Here is a 19,666-nt window from a genome sequence, read left to right on the forward strand (position 1 = left end):
TCCCAGAATTTGGCAAATTAAATATATTATGGAAATTCCAGAAATTCTGCCATTTATTGCAGCAATTGCATCATTTTTAGTCGCTGGCGGATTGGTATTTTGGATTACAAAACAACCTGCAGGAACCAAAGAAATGATGGACATATCAAATGCTGTCAAAGAAGGTGCTGCAGCATTTCTAAAAAGAGAGATGAAAATTATTATTCCGGTCGCAATAGCATTAACAGTAATTATCGGCGTATTCCTTAATTTCTCAAATGCACTTGCATTTGCAGTAGGTGCGACATTATCTGCAGTTGCAGGAGTTATCTCATTAAAAATTACAGTCAAAGCAGCAGTTAGAGCTGCAAATCTAAGTGGTTCTGGCCTTGGAAAGACATTTGCTATGGCTTTCAGAGGAGGGGCTACAGTTGGTCTTGCAGTTCCTGCAATGGCTCTGTTGGCAATTACAGGTCTATATCTAATTTATCCAGATCCAATCACCATTGCAGGTGTAGGAATTGGAGCAAGTCTTATTGCATTATTCATCAGAATCGGCGGTGGTATTTTCACAAAGGCAGCAGATATGGGCGCTGACTTGGTAGGTAAAGTTGAAGTAAATATTCCTGAAGATGATCCTAGAAACCCTGCAACTATTGCAGATAATGTAGGGGATAATGTTGGCGATGCAGCCGGAATGGGCTCTGATGTTTATGAATCTTATATTGTAACAATTCTTGCGGCATTGTTAATTGCAGCATTAATTGGTGCACCAAACTTTTTCCTTTACCCAATACTCATTGGTTCTTCAGGAATGATTGCATCAATTATCGGTGTTGTAATTGTCGGCTCAAAAAATGTTACAGATGTTATGAAGCCGCTTAATCGTTCATTTTATGTTTCAGCATCAATTGCTATAGCACTAAACTATGTCTTTATCATGCAATTCATTGGAGATTCTCCAGCATCCTATGCTTTGTTTGGCTCTACTGTTATCGGTGTCATTCTTGTACCTGTAATTCAAAAAATTACTGATTACTACACCAGTTACAAACAAAAACCAGTTCAAGAAATTGCAGACTCTGCAAAATGGGGTTATGCATCATTAACATTAATGGGAATTATCAAAGGCATGCAATCTACTGGACCGTTTATGATTGCCCTAGTAATTGCAATAATCGTATCTTATAGTATTGCATCAAGTGCTGCTCCTGAAGGTGCAGACCCAGTACTCTATGGAATCTTTGGTACTGCAATGACTGCAATGGCAATGTTGAGTTTGGCAGGAATTGTTCTAAGTATTGATGCATTTGGTCCAATTGCAGATAATGCAGGTGGCATTGTTGAGATGACTGGAATGGGTGAAGAAAATCGTAAAGTCACAGATGAAATTGACGCTGTAGGAAATACAACAAAAGCTGTTACCAAAGGCTTTGCAATTGCAAGTGCTGCATTAGCTGCCTTGGCTATGATTCAGGCATTTCAATTTGAAGCAGCACATGTTTTTGCAGGTATACTGGTATTAGATTATAGTTTAACAAATCCATCAATCATAGTTGGATTACTAATCGGTGGTTTGATTCCATTTATCATTACAGGCCAACTCATTAATGGCGTGTCACGTGCTGCAGGAAAAATGGTTGATGAGGTCAGACGTCAATTCAAAGCAGATTCTGGAATTCTTGCAGGAACATCAAAACCTGATTATGCAAAATGTGTGGATATTGCCACTGTTGCATCAATTAAAGAACTATGGAAACCAGCTATCGTTGCAATTACTGCCCCAATCATTTTAGGAGTTTTACTCGGTCCAACTGCAGTTGCAGGATTATTGATGGGTGCAGTTGTAACTGGAATCTTACTGGCATATCACTTGGCAAACACCGGTGGCGCATGGGATAATGCAAAGAAACTAGTTGAAATGAAAGGAGAAAAAGGTTCTGAAATACACAAAGTTGCAGTAGTCGGTGATATTATCGGTGATCCTTACAAGGATACAGCAGGTCCTGCACTTAACACTGTAATCAAATTATTAAACACAATTGCAATTGTATTCGTATCTGCATTTGTTGCAATACTTGCTATCTAATCTTCTATGATTAGTGTCATATCTAATTCATCGATTTGATTTTGAATTGCTTTTCTCAAAGTGTCATCATGAGTGCTACAGAATTTGAAATAGTCATCAGATGTTTGAAAACACCCGCAAATCCATTTTGTTTTTTTGTCTCCTTCAACTGTCCACTTTGAATATTTGTTTTCAGACATGTCAATTCTAAACTGTTTGTTCTAAAAAATATACTGCTAAATAAAAAGGAAAAAAATGTTTAAGGACAGCCTTCCATTTTCTGGATAAAGTAGCCTTTTTCCTTAATTGCCTGCTCAACAGGCTCTGGTGCTCCTTGTGAATGGCAGAATTGACATTCGTTTGTAGTCATTTCTGCGCCTCCTTCACCGACTGATTGCAACCATTCTTTACCATATGTGATGGCTTTATCGTGGTCTTTCTCACCAGTAATTACATCAAAGTGCATGGTGTGACCGTCTGCTGCTTTGACATAAGTGTCGTATACGTGAATTTCCATAAATCTAATAAAAAAAAGGGATATTTAATTCAAAGATCCTGATAAATTATGAAGTATTCTATCATCGTTGAAATTCCACATTCATCAAACATATCTTTAGAATTAGATGATACATATTCTCCAAACACCGTAAATGATTTTGTATCAAAGTTACCTTTTACAGTGGATCTTAATGTTTGGGGCGATGAAATTTACACATCAAAATCTCCTATATCTCAACCTGAAGAAAATGCCCAGTCTCCAGTTCAACTAAATGATGTTGCATATTGGCCTACAGGCAAAGCAATTTGCTTGTTTTATGGTCCTACCCCTATTGGCAAACCTGGAGAAATTACTCCTGCATCACCTGTCAATATAATTGGAAAAATAATTTCTCCAGATAAAAAAATTCTAAATGATGTTCATAGTGAACGTGCTACATTTAGATTGCAATCCTAAATTATTATTCTATTGGGATTTCTACAATATCTGATTCAAGGAAATACGCTCTAAAGTTTTTGTTAATCCCCGAATAGATTATCCATGCAACTGGGTTGCTTTGCATGAATTTCTTATCTGTATTTGACGGATATGCATCTGAGTCTGGGTGTGAGTGAAATATTCCTATTACTTGCATTTTTTTCTCTTCGGCCATTTTGTATCCTTCAATTAATTGCTCATTTGATATTGTAAAAGTCACTGGCGATTTCTCGATGTTTTCTGTCAAAAATAAATCTAAAACTTTATCATTATTTCCAAACAGTATTGCACATGATTCATTGGGCTTTTGATTCTCTGAGTATTCTGATAGAATTTTTTTATCTGTATCTGATAGTATAATTTTCTGCAAGTCTATTCTACGTTAACAGTTCCAATCATCCATGGATGTAAAATACAATAATAATCATAAGTTCCTACGTCTGTAAATGTGAATTCAAACGTATCTCCTGCAGATAAAATGTCTGAATCAAATGCTCCATCAGCTCCACTGTCTGGATTGCCTGATGTTGAAGTATGCATTGTATTATCTACATTTTCCCAAAGGACTGTAGTTCCAACTGAAATGTCTAAAACTTTTGGATCATAGTATATTTTTCCATCTTCAGGAATTGCTGCTCCTTCAGGAATTAAAATTTTAGTTGGTTCTTTTGCAGCTTCAATAACTATTGATGCAACCATCCAAGGATGCACGATGCACAAATATTCGTATTCGCCGACTTCTAAATTGCTTGTATCTAATGTGTAAGTTCCACCTGCGTTGATCAAACTTGAATCGAATGTTTCTCCATAGTCTGCTGCACTTGTAACAGTATGTGCTGCAGTATCTACATTTGTCCATTCAATGACATAACCTTGTGTAACCACTGCTACATCTGGTGAATAATCCGGATTTCCTTCTTGAGCTGAATTTTCAAGAATTTCAATTGCAAATATTGGTCCTGATGGTGTAAGATCTTCTGCCGGTTCGTCAACGCCTACTTGTTGAGGAATCATGTATGTGTCAGGAGCTGAGAAAATTCCAAATGATACCCACATGATAATCCCTGTAGCAGCTGCCATTGAAACAATTGCTCCAATTGGTTTTGCTATCTCTGGGTGTTTCATATACAGATATGAGATTATAATTGCAGGAAATGCAATTGCCATTAAAATTCCGGCTAAAGTAATTGTATAATTTGATGTATTCATTACCATTGAAAACATTCCAAATCCTAACGCAATGGATACGATTACCAAAGTCGTTGCTTTGGCTCTATTACTTGTTGAAACCCCTCCGTCCAAGATGCCTGCTGCAAGGAAAATTAATCCAACAAACATGGTCAGACCAGTCAATGCATGCATACCATCGATGAATGTGTGGGCAATACCGGCATACGACAATGTAAGTCCAGCTAATCCTATAGCTGTTAGTCCCATTCCTGGCATCATGAGGTCCCAATTACTCATTTAAGATAGCTGACAGGACTGAGATACTTATTCCTTGCGCAATCGTATGGATCTAGTCGAAGAAATTAAATGGCTTTGGAATAGGGTAGAGTGAATTGGGATTTAATGAAATATTGGAAATATCCAAACCTAGAATTGTTGTTCTTTTAGTAATCACTGCAGTTACATCCATGTATGCTGCAAGTAAGCTAGTTCCAGGTGTTCCAGATCTTGATTACTGGTCATATTTGCACATTATTGTTGCAGGTGCATTGGCTTCTGCAGGATCAAGTGCACTAAATCACTATTATGATAAAGACATTGATCCTAAAATGACTAGGACTAGCACTAGACCAATTCCTTCTGGACGGATGGCAGCATCAAATGTTTTGATATATGGGTTGGTTGTAAGCTGCATCTCTGTAATCTATGGTTTCTTTGCGTTGAATTCAGTATCTGCATTTTTTATCGCTGTTGGAATTTTCTCGTATGTTATTATTTACACAGTTTGGCTAAAACGAAGAAACGTATCTAACATTGTAATTGGTGGTATTGCTGGTAGTGCCGCAGCTTGGGCAGGATGGGCAGCAGCAACAGGTAGTATGGATTTGTTAGGATTCTTAGTCGGTTTCTTAGTTTTTGTTTGGACTCCTTCTCACTTTTGGTGTCTTGCAATGAAAATGAAAGACGAATATGCACAAGCTGAAGTTCCGATGCTTCCTGTTGTAATTGGAATGCAAAAAACATCAAAGTTCATTTTAGGTAATACGTTGATTTTAATTCCATATTCATTGATACTTTCATTTATTCCAGACGGTATGGGAATTGTCTATACTGTTATTGCACTGGTCTCTGGAGCCTTGATGCTTGTATATCATTACAAATTAACAAAGAATCCTACATCTGAATTTGCATGGAAAGCATACAAAGTAACTGCACCTTATCTTACAATAATTTTTGTAGCTGTTGCATTAGATGCAGCATTTCACTTTCCTTTATTCTAAAATTTATTTATCTACACCTGGGAAGCTAGCTTCATAATCACTTTCCATAGTTTCCTTTACTTGCTCTTGTATTTTATCAACTTCTTGTTCCACAACAACAATTTCAATTCTGCGCTCCTCTTTTGTAATCCATGAGACTGTGATGAGACCGAGAATTTCTAAATCTAAAAGAATTTTGTTGAATCTATCTTCTGCAATGACGTATCCGTCTTTTGCAAGACTCTTGAAAAGTTCAACATCTGTTAAACGATTTACTTCCTTAATCTTATCAAATACTGTATTTCTTATTGGTATTGCCATTTTTATCCGTAGAATGATTTATCCCCTGACTTTGGTACCACGTTAGATATACTTTCCTTTACTGTGTTGTACCATTGGTCCACTTCTTTTGTTATTGATGGTCTTATTTTCTTCAAACTGTTTGCAAAGTCACGATTTGAAATAGTTGATGCGCTCTTTCTCATTGCTTCTACTGCAGCTTCTCTACACAATGCTGCCAAATCTGCCCCTGAATAATTTTGAGTGGCCACTGATATTTCTTGTAATTTTACGTCGTTTGCTAATGGCATCTTTCGTGTTAAAATTTTGATAATCTCTAATCTTCCTTTCTCATCTGGTGGTCCTGCATAAAGTACTAAATCCAATCTTCCTGTTCTAAGCAAAGAATTGTCTAAAATATCTGGGCGATTTGTAATTCCAATTACTACTACTCTTGATGAAATACCTTCTTCTATTTCTGTAAGTAATTGACTTAGAATTGTCTCGCCTGTTCCACCTTCTCCTGATTTAGAACGTGCAATTGAATCTAATTCGTCAAAAATTACCACACATGGTGATGCTGCTTTTGCTTTTCTAAAAATTTCTCTTACTGCTTTTTCAGATTCCCCTAACCATTTAGAAAGTATTTCTGGGCCTCTAACTAAAATCATATTTGCACCTGTTTCAGTAGCTAAAGCTCGTGCAAGCAGAGTTTTACCGCAGCCTGGCGGTCCATAGATTAAAGCTCCCTTTGGAGGTTTTATCCCCATCTTTGTAAACTTGGCAGGCTCTTTCATAGACATGATAAGGTTATCTGAAAGTGACTTTTTGAGATCATCTAGTCCTCCGACATCTTGCCACCATACTTTTGATCTCTCAACATAGAATTCTCTCATAGCTGTAGGGACGACATCTTGCATTGCATCGTAAAAATCGACTAGTTTGATCTGCATTGATTGTAATACTTCAGAAGGGATTTTTTCTGCTTCAAGATCAATTTCTGGAAGATACCTTCTAATTGATTTTAGTGCAGCTTCTCTACAAAGTGATTTGATATCTGCACCAGTATATCCGTGTAATTCTGATGACAAATCTTTAAGATCAATATCGTCACTAAGTGGCATTCCTCTGGTATGAATTTCAAGAATCTCTAGTCTTCCATCTTCGTTAGGAACTGAAATCTCAAATTCTCTATCAAACCTTCCTGGTCTTCTAAGGGCAGGATCTATGCTGTCTGGTCTGTTTGTTGCACCAAGAACAATCACGTTTCCTCTGTCATTAAGACCATCCATCAATGCTAATAATTGAGCAACAACTCTTTTTTCTACATCTCCATAAGCCTCTTCTCTTTTTGGTGCAATGGCATCAATTTCATCAATGAAGATTATGCTTGGAGAATTGTCTTTTGCCTCTTTGAAAATATCCCTTAGCTTGGCTTCTGTTTCACCATAATACTTGTTCATTATTTCTGGACCATTAATTGGAAACATGTTGGCTTCTGATTCACTTGCCATGACTTTTGCAAGTAGAGTCTTTCCACAACCTGGTGGACCATAAAGTAGAATTCCGCTATGTGGTTCAATTCCCAATCTTACAAATAATTCTGGATGTTTTAATGGAAGTTCAACAATCTCTCTCATTGCTTTGATTTCTCTTCTTAGGCCTCCCACTTCTTCATATGTCACTCTGACTTTTCTGTCAACTGATGTTTCTTTTGAAATATTCAGATTTGTTGTACGATCAATTTTGACTACTCCTTTTGGTAATGTTTTTGTAATTTTAAAATCCATGGAATTTCCTAAAATCATAACTGAAATTTCATCCCCATGTGTAATTGGCAATCCTTTCAATCTGTTTTTAACAAAATCTGTGAATTCCTTGTCAACTGTAACTGAATCATTTACTGGTGTTAATGAAACTGTTTTTGCAAACTTTGATGTAACTTTTCGAATCTTTACAAAATCATTTAATGATGCACCTACATTTTTCCTTGTCTGTCCATCTACTCTGATGATGTCTGGCAATTTTTCATCTTCATCCACTGGCCAAACAACTGCACAACTGGATCTTGAACCCATTACTTCTATAATGTCGCCTGGTGTAACTTTTAGAAAATCCATGGCCTCAGGACCAATTCGAGCACGTTTCTTTCCTACGTCTCTTTGTTTTGCTTCACCAATTCTCATTTGCAAAGGTTCTTCTTTGCGTGCCAAAAAATCACCTATTTCATGTCAACTGACATTCTACTCATGTTGAGAACTTCAAACTCACTTACACCGTCAGTTGATCTTATTGCATTCTCCAGAGCATCACTTTGACCTTCTTTATCCTCTAAAATAAATTCAGCCTTGATACATTCTAAACCAAATGCTAGTGGTTCTTTTGCATGTCTTTTCATTGACATTCCTTCTGGTAATGAAGTTTTAATGGTCTCAGCCAATTTATCTAAATCTACCTCCATTCCTTGAGGGAGTATTTTTGTTACAAATAATAACTGAGTCATTTTTCTATGGTCCCTGAAAGTTACATGCGGAACAAGTATAGTTTCTTGCTGATTCTCTGCAACTTTGACATCTCCAAATTAAATCTCCGCCACAATCAGGGCAATTGAATTTTACACATTTATCATTAGGCATAATTGGTCTATGACAGCAACTACATGTTGGTAATGATATTGTAGATGACGACATACCCCAATTTTCTGTAAACATCATTTATACCTTGCTTAGAAATTATACGTATTCTAACCAAGTAATTTTTTAATTTCTCCGCCGATTAGAACTTGAGCAGTTTTAATCGAACCTCTCAATCCTAATAATTTGACAATTGCCCCAGTATGAAAATCAAAATCATCTTTTTCTGAAATCTCTTTTATAATCTCTGGTGTGATTGTTTCAAATAATTTGTTGATTGTGTTATTATCAATTCTTTCCAAAATTTTTCTAGCTAACAATTGTTTTTCAAATTCTTTTCCAAATCGTTCCATCCATTTTTTTTGGTATTGATCAAGTTCATCTCTGTTATTGGTTTTAAGAAATTCTGATATTGCTTGTCCTGCATACACTCCCCCCATGCCGCTGGTAAATATCCCGCCAGCTGTTGTTGGTTTTGCTTGTCCTGCAGCATCGCCGATAATCACAGTTTTACCTTCTACAAATTTTTTGATAGGTCCTTTAATCCAAATTGGCGCAAAAATTTTTCTAATCGTGGAATATTTTCCTTTCTCTTTGAGAATACTCTCTAATGTTTCAGATACTTTGATTCCTCTTCCTGCAACTCCTACTTTTCCTTTGCCGTCTCCAGATGGAATAATCCATGCAAAGAATCCTGGGTACTTTTCTTGATCAAAAATTACTTTTACTTTGCCTTTTTTTATCCAGTCTGCGTAGATTTCATACTGAGCTGATGATAGAATCCCTGTTCTATCTTTATGAATTAAAGATGACACTCCTCGTGCATCTACAAAAACTTTGCAGTCTATTTTCTCTTCATTGGTTCTGATTCCAGTATCTGTGATTTCTTGAAAACTAGTTCTAACTTTAATTTCTGCACCATTTTTTTGAGCTTGAAATGCTATTTGCTTGTCTAACTCTCTTCTGCTAATCTCAACAACTTTTTGCTTTTTTGAATTAATTGTAAAACTATTCCCATTAGGCGATGTAATCTCAGCTGATTCTATAATATGATCAAAAGTTTTTCTAAATGGTATCACTCCAAGCTCTGCCAATCCTGCAATACTTACTAGGCCTCCACAATGTTCAGGAGTTCCTATCTCATAGTCTTCCTCAATTACTAAAACAGAAAAACCCTTTGAGGCAATTTCTCTGGCACATAGTAATCCTGCGACACTACCCCCTGCGATTATTGCGTCATAGCTCACAGATTTTGTTTCTTTGTCAATTATTTAATTCAAAAGTTTTTCATTAAGCCTACTTTTGATAATGGTATGGGTGATATCAAACAGGTGATAGTTGTAAGAACTGATCTTGATATGGGAAAAGGAAAGATTGCAGCTCAAGTTGGCCATGCTTGTGTTCTTGGTGCAGAACATGTTAGAAAATCACATCCCGAATGGTATCAAAAATGGTGGGGTGGACAAGAAAAGGTAGTAGTCAAAGTATCTGGAATTAAAGAATTGCAAGAAGTAAAACGACATGCAATAGATTTGAATCTTCCTTGGTCTGAAGTCTCAGATGCGGGCCATACTCAATTAGCACCTGGAACTACAACGTGCATATCAATTGGACCTGCTCCTGAGAACTTGATTGACAAAATAACTGGAGATCTCAAATTACTATAGATTTCATTTTCTTGGAATGAGATATAACAAGGCTCATTATTTTTTATGATATGAAGAAAAAAGGGATTATAGTAACTGTTTTTTTTGGATTTATTTTACTTTCATCAACTGTAATGCTAACTTTACCTGGCATTGATCCTGGTACTGGTTCTCCCGAAGTTTCAATTACTGGTACTCCTGCAGATAACTTTCCAGATGAACAGCGTGCTCAGTTTTGTGGTTCAAGTGATGCAAAGTCTACAAAATATGTTCAAGAGTTTTCAATTCCAACATTATGTACAAACCCACTTGCAATTGTAACTGACTATGATGGCAATGTGTGGTTTGCTCAAACTAATACTGGCAAAATAGCTAAATTTGATCCTAATTTAGAAACATTCACTGAATATGAAAATTCATTGTGGCCTCCAGGCGGTCGTTCAATGATGTGGGGAATTGATTACGCTCCAGACGGTTCCATATGGTATACTGATGAATCTTACGATTCAATATGGTCATTCTCAACTATTGATGAGACATATGATAGATTATCCTATCCCTCAGAAGGAGATTCATTACCTCAAAAAATTCGCGTTGATGGTTCTCAAATTATCATAAATGATTTTACTGGAAACAAACTCACATTTCTAGATCCAAATCAATCTGGAGAGAATGTAAATTATCTTAGTATTCCATCTCCTGTTGATGACTCTGTAACTGCAGACTTTGCAGTAGATGCAAATGATAATGTCTGGTATACTAATTGGTTGTATCAACAAGGTGGAGTTTTAGTCAAATTTGATCAAAATGGGTATCTTAACTCTGTTGCAAACTCTGATGAAAAATTCCTTCCACTACTTGACTTTATTGAAATCTATCAATTACCTGTAACACTTCTTACGCCAAATGGTATTGTTGTTGCAGATGATGGAACTATTTGGTTGGCCGATACTACTTCCTCATCCTTCTTCAGTTTTGATCCTACGACTGAAAATTTTGTTCAATATGTGACTGCTGATCCTCTACTGAGCACATATGGTAATCAGACCGGGGTTGTAAAAACTCCAATATCTAGACCATATTGGATTGAATCTGATGATCAAGGCAGACTTGTTTTCAATGAACAAACTGCAAATAATATTTCTGTAATGGATCCTGTATTACAATCTCTTGTTGAATATCACGTTCCCTCAAAGAATCCAAATTGGGGTGATTGTGATCCTGGAACTGGCATGAAGTTGGCAGACTGCGGTGTCGCACAAATCTTTGATTTCACTATTGATGGTGAAAAAATTTGGTTTACTGAATGGGCAGAAAATAATATCGGAGTTGTTGACACGACCATTCCACTACCTTTGGAAATACAGTTAGAATCAAATTCTTTAACAATCGCACCTGGAGATTCAAAACCAATTGACTTTGTTGTGTCTTCACTATCTCAAAAAGATCTACTTGGTGTTTCATTAATTTTATCTTCAACTCATGATTTCCTAAATATTGAATTAATCCACACCCCTGAAACATTTCAGCTAGATTCCGACGCACCACGTCCAATTTCAATTATTGTCCATGCTTCTGAAGATGCTATGTCTGGTACATACAAAATTTTACTTGGTGCACAATTACCTGATGTAGCAGTTAGCAAATACGTAACAGTGACAATAGAGTGATACCTGATTTAGATTCTCAAATTGGAATTTTAGTTTACAGTACAAAATTTTCTGGCATAGGGGGAAAAATTAGAGTTGAACCTGAAGATTTTCAAGTTAGTGAATTGATCTCTGATAAATCTAAAAAATCCATCAATGACGAAAATGGGTATGCTGTGTATAAGTTAAAAAAGAAAAAAATTGATACTAATCATGCACTATCTGGAATTTTTAGAAAGAAAGGTATCCGATTAAAATCTCTTGGATTAAAAGACGCATCAGCCGTTACAGAACAATTTGTATGTGCTGGAAATAAAGGACGAGCAATAGAGAATTTTTCAAGCGATAAATATTCTTTAGAGCATCTGGGTTTTGTAAAAAAACCTCTTTCAAAAAAAGATATGATTGGAAATCATTTTAAATTAAAAATTTCTGATTGCCAAAATAATTTAGAATCTTTTACCGAATATGACAAAATTCTCAATTTCTATGGATATCAGAGATTTGGTTCACAAAGACCAGTCACACATCTTATCGGTAAGGCCCTTTTACAACAAGATTTTGACAAAACCATTGATTTGATTTTATCATTTACATCTCCTTACGACTCTGAAGAAAATACTGAAATTCGTCAAAAACTATCTGATAAGGCAAATTACCGGCAATATTTCGACAAAGTTCCGACTCAGATGGATATTGAAAGAATTGTTTTAAAAGAAATGATTGAACATGGAGAACCAATCCGTGCAATTCGTGCAATTCCTGTTTCGTTAAGACGATTTTATGTTCAAGCGTATCAATCTTTTATTTTTAATCAATCATTGAGTGCTGCATTTTTAGACGGTGAGAATCTTTTTGAAGCTCAATCAGGAGATGTCTGCTTTGATTATCATGGTATAATTGGAAAATATGTAAAGGGCATGGATCAGAATTTGGCCATGCCTTTTGTTGGTTATTCGTATTACAAAAAAACACGATTTGATTTTCAAATTTCAAAAATTCTAGAACAAGAAGAAGTTACACCGAAAGATTTCTTCATTAAAGAAATGCAAGAAGTAAGTAGTGAAGGTGGTTTTAGACAAGCAGCAATACACTGTTCTGATTATTCTGCACATGATAATATTGTAGAGTTTTCATTATCTCGAGGATCTTTTGCAACAATTTTGTTAAGAGAAATAATGAAACCACAAGATCCAATGATTGCTGGTTTTTAAGATCTGTTTTAGAAAATAATTTCTTAGATGTCTTTAAGTTAGTGCATTTTTAACAAAACATGGTTTAGATGGAAAAAGCATACATGTTGATTAGTTGTGAAATTGGGGAAGAACAATCTCTTTATTCTCAATTGAAAGAAATTCCTGAAATCAAAAGTTGTTTGATCACATATGGCAGTTATGATATTGTGGCTGAATTTGTTACTGAATCTGCTTCTCAAATCAATGCAATAATCACATCCAAAATTAGAAAATTACCTCACATTAAAAGTACAATCACTCTTAGTGTTACAAATTAATTTTTCTTGAGAGTTACAAATCCTATACCTAAAATGATGAATCCTATAATTATTATTTCCAAGCCATAGTTGACCCATTCTGGATTTGAATACATGAATGATGATTCTGGTCCTACAATGGATTTGCCTTGCAAGTGAAAAACCAAGCCAAATATTCCGACAATAATACCTGCAATTATTAGAGTTCTTCCCACTTTCATGCTCTTTTTTCTTGGTTCTACTAAAAAAGGGTAAACAGAATTGATAGTTTGACCAAATGATTTTTGGATTTGGTTTTTAATTATTTTCTTTTGAATAGATAAAATGTCTAATTGGAATGATTACCAAGAATCCGGTTCTCACAGTCATATGGGTCTGATCCTATTTGCAGCCTCAGCTTCTCTTGCTATCCTATTATTTCTAATCTTTCATCCTCAAATTGAGACAATTAACAAAGAGTCTCCAATCCTTATCAATATCATGTTTTTTCCTGCTATGGCTGTAGGATTTCTTTATGGAATTAGAATTACTGAGAGAGCTGTAAAACCATCTGAAATCCGTAGCCCTATCAAAAGATCAATTGTCAAGATATTCTTGTTCTTTTTTGTCATTGGTGGTATGTTCAGCTCTGTAAATTTTGCAATTAATGGTGGTAGTATAATGCCTGATGTTGATCTACTGGAAGATGGGTTATTGCCTTGGATGAATAACTTCATTACTGCCAACGGAGGTGCAACTTTTTTGATTATCACTAGTATTGGTTTGATGGCATCCGCAACTAAAAGAATTGTTGGAATGAATACTGGTGTTGTAAATAGAATAGTTACATTTGTTGGAACATTTGTATTCTTTACAATGCTTGTTTTGAGTTTTACAAAATCTGATCCGACTTCTTCTGGAGTTTTCTTGTATACATTTTATCAAGCTGGAATTGTTGGCGGTGCATTTTTTGCAATGAATCGTCTTACTAAAAATCAAAACATGCTGGAAGATTTTACAAACGGATACTAGATTATTTCCACTTTGACGGATCTACATAAATTCCTGATGCTTCGTTATTGATCCTCTCTCTGTATTTCACACAATCTTCTGCTACAAAATCATTTGATTTACATTCGTTAAAATGCGCAGTATTGTCTCTTGCAATGTTATCTGAAAATAATACGTCATCTGCTGTAAATAATGCAATTAGACCTATTGCTGCTAAACTACCTGCCACTAAAATCATTGAATATCCAACTTTGGCATAGTTGTGAGGATCTTTCATTTACGAGAAATCTATAACTCTTGAATTTAATCTTTTCAAGTTGAGATTTTGCGATCTAATCCATGACACTAGGGATTTTTTTGGGAAAAGAAGAAAAGAAAGTACTCAAAAATACCTTCATTGAGCATCCAAATTCTTCAATATGAGTTTCTTGGACCTATTCCTCTTGAAGAATGGGGACCTCCGATGGAAAAACTAGTCTATCTGATTCTCTCAAAAGAGAAGGACAAATTCAATATTGTCTATGTGGGTGACTGTGAAAAGACTGATGATGAGTCATTTTTTGTCCAACATTCTCAATACAAATGCTGGATTGAAAATTCAGGCTCTGAAAAATCACTATATCTGGCAATCTTGCCCCTTTTCGAATCTAGTCCAGAGCGTAGAAAAAATATCTTCGCCAAGATAATTGCTAATTACAAACCATTTTGTAATTCTGCAGATATCCCGCAATCAAAACCTGATTACGTGGTACGGAAATCTGAGGCTCCAAAACCTGAATCAGAAAAAGTTCTCTGTCTTTGTTGCGGCGCTGAAATGAAACCTGAAAAAACTCTTGAAAAATCTACGCTTTTTAGATGCACAGGCTGTGGATTGAGTGACACTAGGATGAATTGTTGACTTTGTTTTGAACATCAAACAATTGCAGAGTTAACAAATCTATGGCCTTTTTCAAATGCTGAAATTCATTTATGGAATGCATTTGACCTTCTATCAACGCTCTTTGGACCTTGATTGAATTTTTTTGAAAATCATCTGATGCAACAATTTCCATGGCGTTAAGTTTTGACAATAAGTTATCTAAATCTTTAATCATTTCATCTGATGGCTTGTGCTTGTCCATGTTTTTATGAAATTATTTTGATATATGAATCGTTACAAAAGATCCTCATCAATTTCTTGAATGGGATCTAAATAATCTTGGCAGGTGCATGTGGGAATCTGGCATTTTCCCATTTTCATAAGCGAACTACTATTTTCATTTCTACTATGTGCCTCATCTGTATGGTGGCATCTCTTGCAATTCATATCAAAAACAATATCTTCCAATATTTAAGCCAAGGATTATGGAATTAAAACAGCTCTTGCTTCTATTTCAGAATCTTTTAATTTTTTGAGTACTTCATTTGCTTTTTCTAACGGAAAAATCTGAGATATGACTTCGATATTTTCTTCATCACATATTTTGATTACTTGCTCCATGTCTTTAGTTGAACCAATCAAAGTTCCACGAATTGTTTTTTCCTCAAATGGCATAAATGCTGGATTTTTACCCACTGTTGCTATTACGACCAGTCCTCCTTTCTTTACTGATTTTATTGCAGTATCTGTTACTATGTCTGCTGGCGCAAATACGATTGCAGCATCTAATAGTCCGTGCTTTTCTTTTAGTGCGTCTAGAAATTCTTGCTGATTTTCAGAAAACACCATTGCATCTGCAGCCCCTAATCTTTTTGCAACATCTAGATGTTTTTGTGTCCTTGAAAATGCAATTACCTTACAATTCTCTACTTTGGCAAACTGTACTGCCATATGTCCCACTCCACCGATTCCAAAAATTCCAATTTTTTTATTCTGTTTTGGCTCTGCAGCTTTTACTGCCTTGTATGCAGTAATTCCTGCACAAAATAGCGGTGCGGCATATTCTGCCTTCATGTTCTCTGGAACTTTGGTTGCAAAATCTTCTACAACTGTAATGTATTCTGTGTATCCTCCTTTGAAAGATTCACCAGTAATGACTGATGATTCACAGAGGTATTCTTTTCCCTCTTTACAATATTGACATACCTTGCATGCTTCTAAAAGTGGGGTTATTCCCGCTCTGTCCCCGATTTCAAATTTAGTAACTTTATCCCCTATCTGCACAACTTTTCCAACCACTTCGTGACCTGGAACTGTAGGCAATGACGGCGGAATTCCAATATCTCTCCAATCTCCTTCTATGCCGTGAAGCTGAGAGTGACAAACTCCACAAGCTTCTATTTTTAATAAAATCTCATTTGGTCTTTTAATTTCATGTTTATCAATTTGAGTAAGTTTCAATGGGCTTGTTTCAATTTTTGCACATTCAGAAAGTACCATGGCCCGCATTTTTTCCATAATTCTAAAGATTAAAGACGAAATTTTAACATTCGTTAATTTCTTTTTGATTTCTATTCGTATTTGATCTTTAATGATGGATTTGTAGACTCATATGGGATTTAATTTTATGGGAAAATATCCAGCGGATGTTGAAATTATCATCAATCTGATAAATCCAATGGTCAGAGATTGGTCTATCCTAAGCAATAGGCCAATCTTGCTTTTACGCTAAGATTTATTTGCAAAATTAACAAAACAGTGGATATGAGTGAAATTTCTGATGAAGATAGAGAGAGGGTGAAATTATTGCAACTCGTCACTAGTTCTAAACATGAATTCAAAAAACTCACTTTGGAACAATTAAGCCGATTACAAGAATTAGTTGAAAAAAAAGATTACAGCCATGATAAAAAAGCACATAAATCTAAAGTAAAATTATTGGGAAAAATCAATGTCAGAATTTACGAATTGACAGAAGGAAAAGGAATCTGGAATTAGCGTTCCAATTAGGTACAAATATTCAAACAAATCTGATAAACTGTGGTAGAAAATAATCTCATTCATGAAAGTAGTCCCTATTTACTTCAACATGCACATAATCCTGTCAATTGGTATGGATGGAATGATGAGGCATTAAAAAAAGCAAAAGATGAAAACAAACCAATTTTCCTAAGTATTGGATACAGTGCTTGCCATTGGTGCCATGTGATGGCTCATGAGTCATTTGAAAATGAAGATGTCGCTGAATTTATGAATGAAAATTTCATTAACATCAAAGTTGACAGAGAAGAAAGACCTGACATTGATGATATCTATCAAAAAGTTTGCCAGATGGCAACAGGCCAAGGGGGATGGCCTTTGAGTATTTTCCTTACTCCTGATCAAAAACCATTCTATGTCGGAACTTATTTTCCCGTTTTGGATTCATACGGCCGTCCTGGATTTGGAAGTATCTGTAGACAACTCTCGCAAGCATGGCGAGAAAAACCTAAAGATATTGAGGCCTCTGCTGAAAAATTTATCGGTGCATTACACAAAACTGAAAAAGTTCAAACTCCTTCTAAATTAGAACGAATAATTCTCGATGAGGCAGCTATGAACTTGTTTCAATTAGGTGATGCAACCTATGGCGGATTTGGTTCTGCACCAAAATTTCCCAATGCTGCTAATGTGTCATTTTTGTTTAGATATGCAAAATTATCTGGATTGGGCAAATTCAATGAATTTGCGCTCAAAACTCTCAAAAAAATGGCTAATGGGGGGATATTTGATCAAATAGGTGGCGGGTTTTCTAGATATTCCACAGATGCCAAATGGCTGGTTCCTCATTTTGAGAAAATGCTTTACGACAATGCTTTGATTCCAGTAAATTATGCTGAAGCATATCAAATCACAAAAGATCCGTTTTACCTAGATGTTTTAAAAAAAACCCTTGATTTTGTTTTACGTGAAATGACTTCTCCTGAAGGGGGATTTTATTCTGCATATGACGCTGATTCTGAAGGTGTAGAGGGAAAATACTATGTGTGGAAGAAAAGTGAAATTAAAGAAATCCTTGGAAGTGATGCTGATCTGTTTTGTTTGTACTATGATGTGACTGATGGGGGAAATTGGGAAGGCAATAATATCTTGTGCAACAATCTCAACATTTCCACCGTATCTTTCAATTTTGGAATATCTGAATCTGATGTTGGTAAAACTTTAAAATCTTGCTCAGAAAAATTATTAAAAGTTCGTTCAGCTAGAATTCCTCCTGGATTGGATGACAAGGTTTTGGTTTCATGGAATTCTTTGATGGTTACAGCATTTGCAAAAGGATACCGTGTTACAGGGGATGTTAGATATCTTAATGCTGCAAAAGACTGCATTTCATTTATTGAGCAGAAACTTTTTGTAAATGAAAAATTGTTACGAACTTACAAGAATGGAATTGCAAAAATTGATGGATATCTGGAAGACTATTCTTATTTTGTCAATGCGTTACTTGATGTCTTTGAAATTGAATCTGACCCAAAATATCTTGAATTATCTATAAAATTAGGTCATCATTTAGTAAATCATTTCTGGGATTCTGAAAACAATAGTTTCTTTATGACTTCTGATGATCATGAAAAATTAATAATTCGCCCCAAGAGCAATTATGATTTATCTTTGCCTTCTGGAAATTCTGTTTCTGCTCTTGTAATGCTTAGATTGTTCCATCTATCTCAAGAACAAACTTTTCTTAAAATAACCACCAAAATAATGGAATCTCAGGCACAAACAGCTGCTGAAAACCCTTTCGGATTTGGATATTTACTAAACACCATTTCCATGTATATTCAAAAACCTCAGGAAATTACTGTCATTAACACTGAAAATTCTGAAATAGTCCAGTCACTTCTTTTAGATTATTTGCCAAATTCAATTATGGCAATAATTGAGAATCCGTCCCATCTGGAAAGTCTCTCAAAATATCCTTTCTTTGCAGGAAAATCATTCGAAGATAAAACTAGTGTGTTTGTTTGTAAAAACTTTGCATGTTCACTACCTCTTCATACTTTGGATGAAATAAAATCCAATCTTTAGATTTTTTTCAAATCAACATTGATGATACTTTCAACTTGAGGTCTTCCCATGTTGTCATATCTTGATTTGGGCATTGCAATTGTGATTTGAGTTTGTTGGTATGATTTGATATTGACTGTGGGCTGTGCTTGTAAAATTGCTTCTAATAATGGCATGACTTGTTCTTTAGTTTCTGAATCTAATCTCTTTGAAACATTCTCAATGATCAATTGTTTTTGTGAAATTGGCTCTGTTGTGATATTTTCAATTAAAGTTAACTGGACCATTTGACCGTTATCTACTATCTGAGTAATTTTAAATTCATTCGTTTCAGGCATAATGTCCCTTGGTTTTCTTTATGATTTATCTTTAACGAATTGAAAAATACAATACTATTACTGCAGTCACTACTGCCGATGTCACTCCTAATCCAAAGATAATCTTACTTCCATCAATCTTCATGTTTCTTATTTCCTAATGTTAGAATTAAACTGTACTGATTTTTAATTTTTTAAAATAACTCCACTGATGATTCCTACGTAAGTGTTTTAATAGAAATTCAACTACATTTGTCATCGCACGTTAACTGTATTCATACATCTGCGATAGTACGACCAGT

Annotated in this window: 25 protein-coding genes; 11 read left to right on the forward strand and 14 right to left on the reverse strand. The window is 35.3% G+C overall.

Translation table 11 applies throughout. The annotated features are described in order from the left end of the window. The first annotated feature begins 28 nt into the window (after window positions 1-28). On the forward strand, window positions 29-2,068 hold the full coding sequence (locus ACW9XH_RS02245) for a sodium-translocating pyrophosphatase (protein WP_457759006.1): 2,040 nt from the start codon (window positions 29-31) through the stop codon (window positions 2,066-2,068). Here the strand turns inward: ACW9XH_RS02245 and ACW9XH_RS02250 are convergent. Both ACW9XH_RS02250 and ACW9XH_RS02255 read right to left on the reverse strand, forming a co-directional pair. Next, entirely contained in the window at window positions 2,065-2,247 is a 183-nt protein-coding gene (locus ACW9XH_RS02250; RefSeq protein ID WP_457759007.1) for a hypothetical protein, read from the reverse strand. The genes ACW9XH_RS02245 and ACW9XH_RS02250 overlap by 4 nt on opposite strands. Window positions 2,248-2,306: 59 nt before the next feature. Next, window positions 2,307-2,564 carry a DUF2024 family protein gene (locus ACW9XH_RS02255; protein WP_457759008.1) on the reverse strand — a complete coding sequence of 86 codons (258 nt, stop codon included), beginning with the start codon at window positions 2,562-2,564 and terminating at the stop codon, window positions 2,307-2,309. Window positions 2,565-2,612: 48 nt separating this feature from the next. On the opposite strand from ACW9XH_RS02255, the gene ACW9XH_RS02260 reads away from it, so the two are divergent. Continuing rightward, window positions 2,613-3,002 carry a cyclophilin-like fold protein gene (locus ACW9XH_RS02260; RefSeq protein ID WP_457759009.1) on the forward strand — a complete coding sequence of 130 codons (390 nt, stop codon included), beginning with the start codon at window positions 2,613-2,615 and terminating at the stop codon, window positions 3,000-3,002. A 4-nt stretch (window positions 3,003-3,006) separates the two neighbouring features. On the opposite strand, the gene ACW9XH_RS02265 is transcribed toward ACW9XH_RS02260, so the two are convergent. Both ACW9XH_RS02265 and ACW9XH_RS02270 read right to left on the reverse strand, forming a co-directional pair. Further along, window positions 3,007-3,393 carry a Mov34/MPN/PAD-1 family protein gene (locus tag ACW9XH_RS02265; RefSeq protein ID WP_457759010.1) on the reverse strand — a complete coding sequence of 129 codons (387 nt, stop codon included), beginning with the start codon at window positions 3,391-3,393 and terminating at the stop codon, window positions 3,007-3,009. 2 nt (window positions 3,394-3,395) lie between these two features. After that, window positions 3,396-4,490 (reverse strand): cupredoxin domain-containing protein, encoded by a 1,095-nt coding sequence (locus ACW9XH_RS02270; protein WP_457759011.1) that lies wholly within the window; start codon window positions 4,488-4,490, stop codon window positions 3,396-3,398. 95 nt (window positions 4,491-4,585) lie between these two features. Between ACW9XH_RS02270 and ACW9XH_RS02275 the strand changes: the two genes are divergently transcribed. Then, window positions 4,586-5,473 (forward strand): heme o synthase, encoded by an 888-nt coding sequence (locus tag ACW9XH_RS02275; protein WP_457759012.1) that lies wholly within the window; start codon window positions 4,586-4,588, stop codon window positions 5,471-5,473. Window positions 5,474-5,476: 3 nt separating this feature from the next. Here the strand turns inward: ACW9XH_RS02275 and ACW9XH_RS02280 are convergent, their stop codons facing one another. The 5 genes from ACW9XH_RS02280 to ACW9XH_RS02300 are packed head-to-tail and all read right to left on the reverse strand — an operon-like array spanning window position 5,477 to window position 9,611. After that, window positions 5,477-5,773 carry a hypothetical protein gene (locus tag ACW9XH_RS02280; RefSeq protein ID WP_457759013.1) on the reverse strand — a complete coding sequence of 99 codons (297 nt, stop codon included), beginning with the start codon at window positions 5,771-5,773 and terminating at the stop codon, window positions 5,477-5,479. A gap of 2 nt (window positions 5,774-5,775) precedes the next feature. Then, window positions 5,776-7,944 (reverse strand): CDC48 family AAA ATPase, encoded by a 2,169-nt coding sequence (locus ACW9XH_RS02285; RefSeq protein WP_457759014.1) that lies wholly within the window; start codon window positions 7,942-7,944, stop codon window positions 5,776-5,778. Between the two features lie 8 nt (window positions 7,945-7,952). After that, complete coding sequence (locus ACW9XH_RS02290) at window positions 7,953-8,234, reverse strand: elongation factor 1-beta (protein WP_457759015.1); 282 nt, start codon at window positions 8,232-8,234, stop codon at window positions 7,953-7,955. A gap of 4 nt (window positions 8,235-8,238) precedes the next feature. Next, on the reverse strand, window positions 8,239-8,421 hold the full coding sequence (locus ACW9XH_RS02295; protein WP_457759016.1) for a zinc finger domain-containing protein: 183 nt from the start codon (window positions 8,419-8,421) through the stop codon (window positions 8,239-8,241). Between the two features lie 53 nt (window positions 8,422-8,474). Continuing rightward, window positions 8,475-9,611 carry an NAD(P)/FAD-dependent oxidoreductase gene (locus ACW9XH_RS02300; protein ID WP_457759017.1) on the reverse strand — a complete coding sequence of 379 codons (1,137 nt, stop codon included), beginning with the start codon at window positions 9,609-9,611 and terminating at the stop codon, window positions 8,475-8,477. A gap of 66 nt (window positions 9,612-9,677) precedes the next feature. Here ACW9XH_RS02300 and pth2 point away from each other — a divergent pair, with 66 nt between their 5' ends. The 4 genes from pth2 (at window position 9,678) to ACW9XH_RS02320 (ending at window position 13,172) form a co-directional block, all read left to right on the forward strand. Next, the gene (pth2, locus tag ACW9XH_RS02305; RefSeq protein ID WP_179362254.1) at window positions 9,678-10,031 is read left to right on the forward strand and encodes a peptidyl-tRNA hydrolase Pth2; all 354 of its coding nucleotides are present in this window, start codon (window positions 9,678-9,680) and stop codon (window positions 10,029-10,031) included. A gap of 50 nt (window positions 10,032-10,081) precedes the next feature. After that, window positions 10,082-11,680, forward strand: a complete 1,599-nt coding sequence (locus tag ACW9XH_RS02310; RefSeq protein ID WP_457759018.1) for a lyase — start codon at window positions 10,082-10,084, stop codon at window positions 11,678-11,680. Continuing rightward, complete coding sequence (gene truD / locus ACW9XH_RS02315) at window positions 11,677-12,873, forward strand: tRNA pseudouridine(13) synthase TruD (protein ID WP_457759019.1); 1,197 nt, start codon at window positions 11,677-11,679, stop codon at window positions 12,871-12,873. Before ACW9XH_RS02310 ends, truD begins: the two co-directional genes overlap by 4 nt. A 68-nt stretch (window positions 12,874-12,941) precedes the next feature. Next, window positions 12,942-13,172 carry an Lrp/AsnC ligand binding domain-containing protein gene (locus ACW9XH_RS02320; RefSeq protein ID WP_457759020.1) on the forward strand — a complete coding sequence of 77 codons (231 nt, stop codon included), beginning with the start codon at window positions 12,942-12,944 and terminating at the stop codon, window positions 13,170-13,172. Here the strand turns inward: ACW9XH_RS02320 and ACW9XH_RS02325 are convergent. After that, complete coding sequence (locus tag ACW9XH_RS02325) at window positions 13,169-13,372, reverse strand: hypothetical protein (protein WP_457759021.1); 204 nt, start codon at window positions 13,370-13,372, stop codon at window positions 13,169-13,171. The two genes, ACW9XH_RS02320 and ACW9XH_RS02325, sit on opposite strands and share 4 nt — an antisense overlap. A gap of 103 nt (window positions 13,373-13,475) precedes the next feature. Between ACW9XH_RS02325 and ACW9XH_RS02330 the strand changes: the two genes are divergently transcribed. Then, window positions 13,476-14,162 carry a hypothetical protein gene (locus tag ACW9XH_RS02330; protein WP_457759022.1) on the forward strand — a complete coding sequence of 229 codons (687 nt, stop codon included), beginning with the start codon at window positions 13,476-13,478 and terminating at the stop codon, window positions 14,160-14,162. A 1-nt stretch (window position 14,163) separates the two neighbouring features. Here the strand turns inward: ACW9XH_RS02330 and ACW9XH_RS02335 are convergent, their stop codons facing one another. After that, a complete protein-coding gene (locus ACW9XH_RS02335; protein ID WP_457759023.1) occupies window positions 14,164-14,418 on the reverse strand; it encodes a hypothetical protein in 255 nt (84 codons plus the stop codon). A 120-nt stretch (window positions 14,419-14,538) separates the two neighbouring features. On the opposite strand from ACW9XH_RS02335, the gene ACW9XH_RS02340 reads away from it, so the two are divergent. Next, window positions 14,539-15,039: a hypothetical protein gene (locus tag ACW9XH_RS02340; RefSeq protein WP_457759024.1), complete on the forward strand. Its 501-nt coding sequence runs from the start codon at window positions 14,539-14,541 to the stop codon at window positions 15,037-15,039. On the opposite strand, the gene ACW9XH_RS02345 is transcribed toward ACW9XH_RS02340, so the two are convergent. Continuing rightward, a complete protein-coding gene (locus ACW9XH_RS02345) occupies window positions 15,023-15,262 on the reverse strand; it encodes a hypothetical protein (RefSeq protein ID WP_457759025.1) in 240 nt (79 codons plus the stop codon). The two genes, ACW9XH_RS02340 and ACW9XH_RS02345, sit on opposite strands and share 17 nt — an antisense overlap. A 221-nt stretch (window positions 15,263-15,483) precedes the next feature. Next, window positions 15,484-16,518 (reverse strand): alcohol dehydrogenase catalytic domain-containing protein, encoded by a 1,035-nt coding sequence (locus ACW9XH_RS02350; protein ID WP_457759026.1) that lies wholly within the window; start codon window positions 16,516-16,518, stop codon window positions 15,484-15,486. A 246-nt stretch (window positions 16,519-16,764) separates the two neighbouring features. Here ACW9XH_RS02350 and ACW9XH_RS02355 point away from each other — a divergent pair, with 246 nt between their 5' ends. Continuing rightward, entirely contained in the window at window positions 16,765-16,998 is a 234-nt protein-coding gene (locus ACW9XH_RS02355; RefSeq protein ID WP_457759027.1) for a hypothetical protein, read from the forward strand. Window positions 16,999-17,040: 42 nt separating this feature from the next. Then, the gene (locus ACW9XH_RS02360; RefSeq protein ID WP_457759028.1) at window positions 17,041-19,068 is read left to right on the forward strand and encodes a thioredoxin domain-containing protein; all 2,028 of its coding nucleotides are present in this window, start codon (window positions 17,041-17,043) and stop codon (window positions 19,066-19,068) included. Here ACW9XH_RS02360 and ACW9XH_RS02365 read toward each other — a convergent pair. Then, window positions 19,065-19,385 (reverse strand): hypothetical protein, encoded by a 321-nt coding sequence (locus ACW9XH_RS02365; protein ID WP_457759029.1) that lies wholly within the window; start codon window positions 19,383-19,385, stop codon window positions 19,065-19,067. The genes ACW9XH_RS02360 and ACW9XH_RS02365 overlap by 4 nt on opposite strands. Window positions 19,386-19,666 lie beyond the last annotated feature (281 nt).

It is taken from the genome of Candidatus Nitrosopumilus sp. bin_32a, assembly GCF_054095935.1.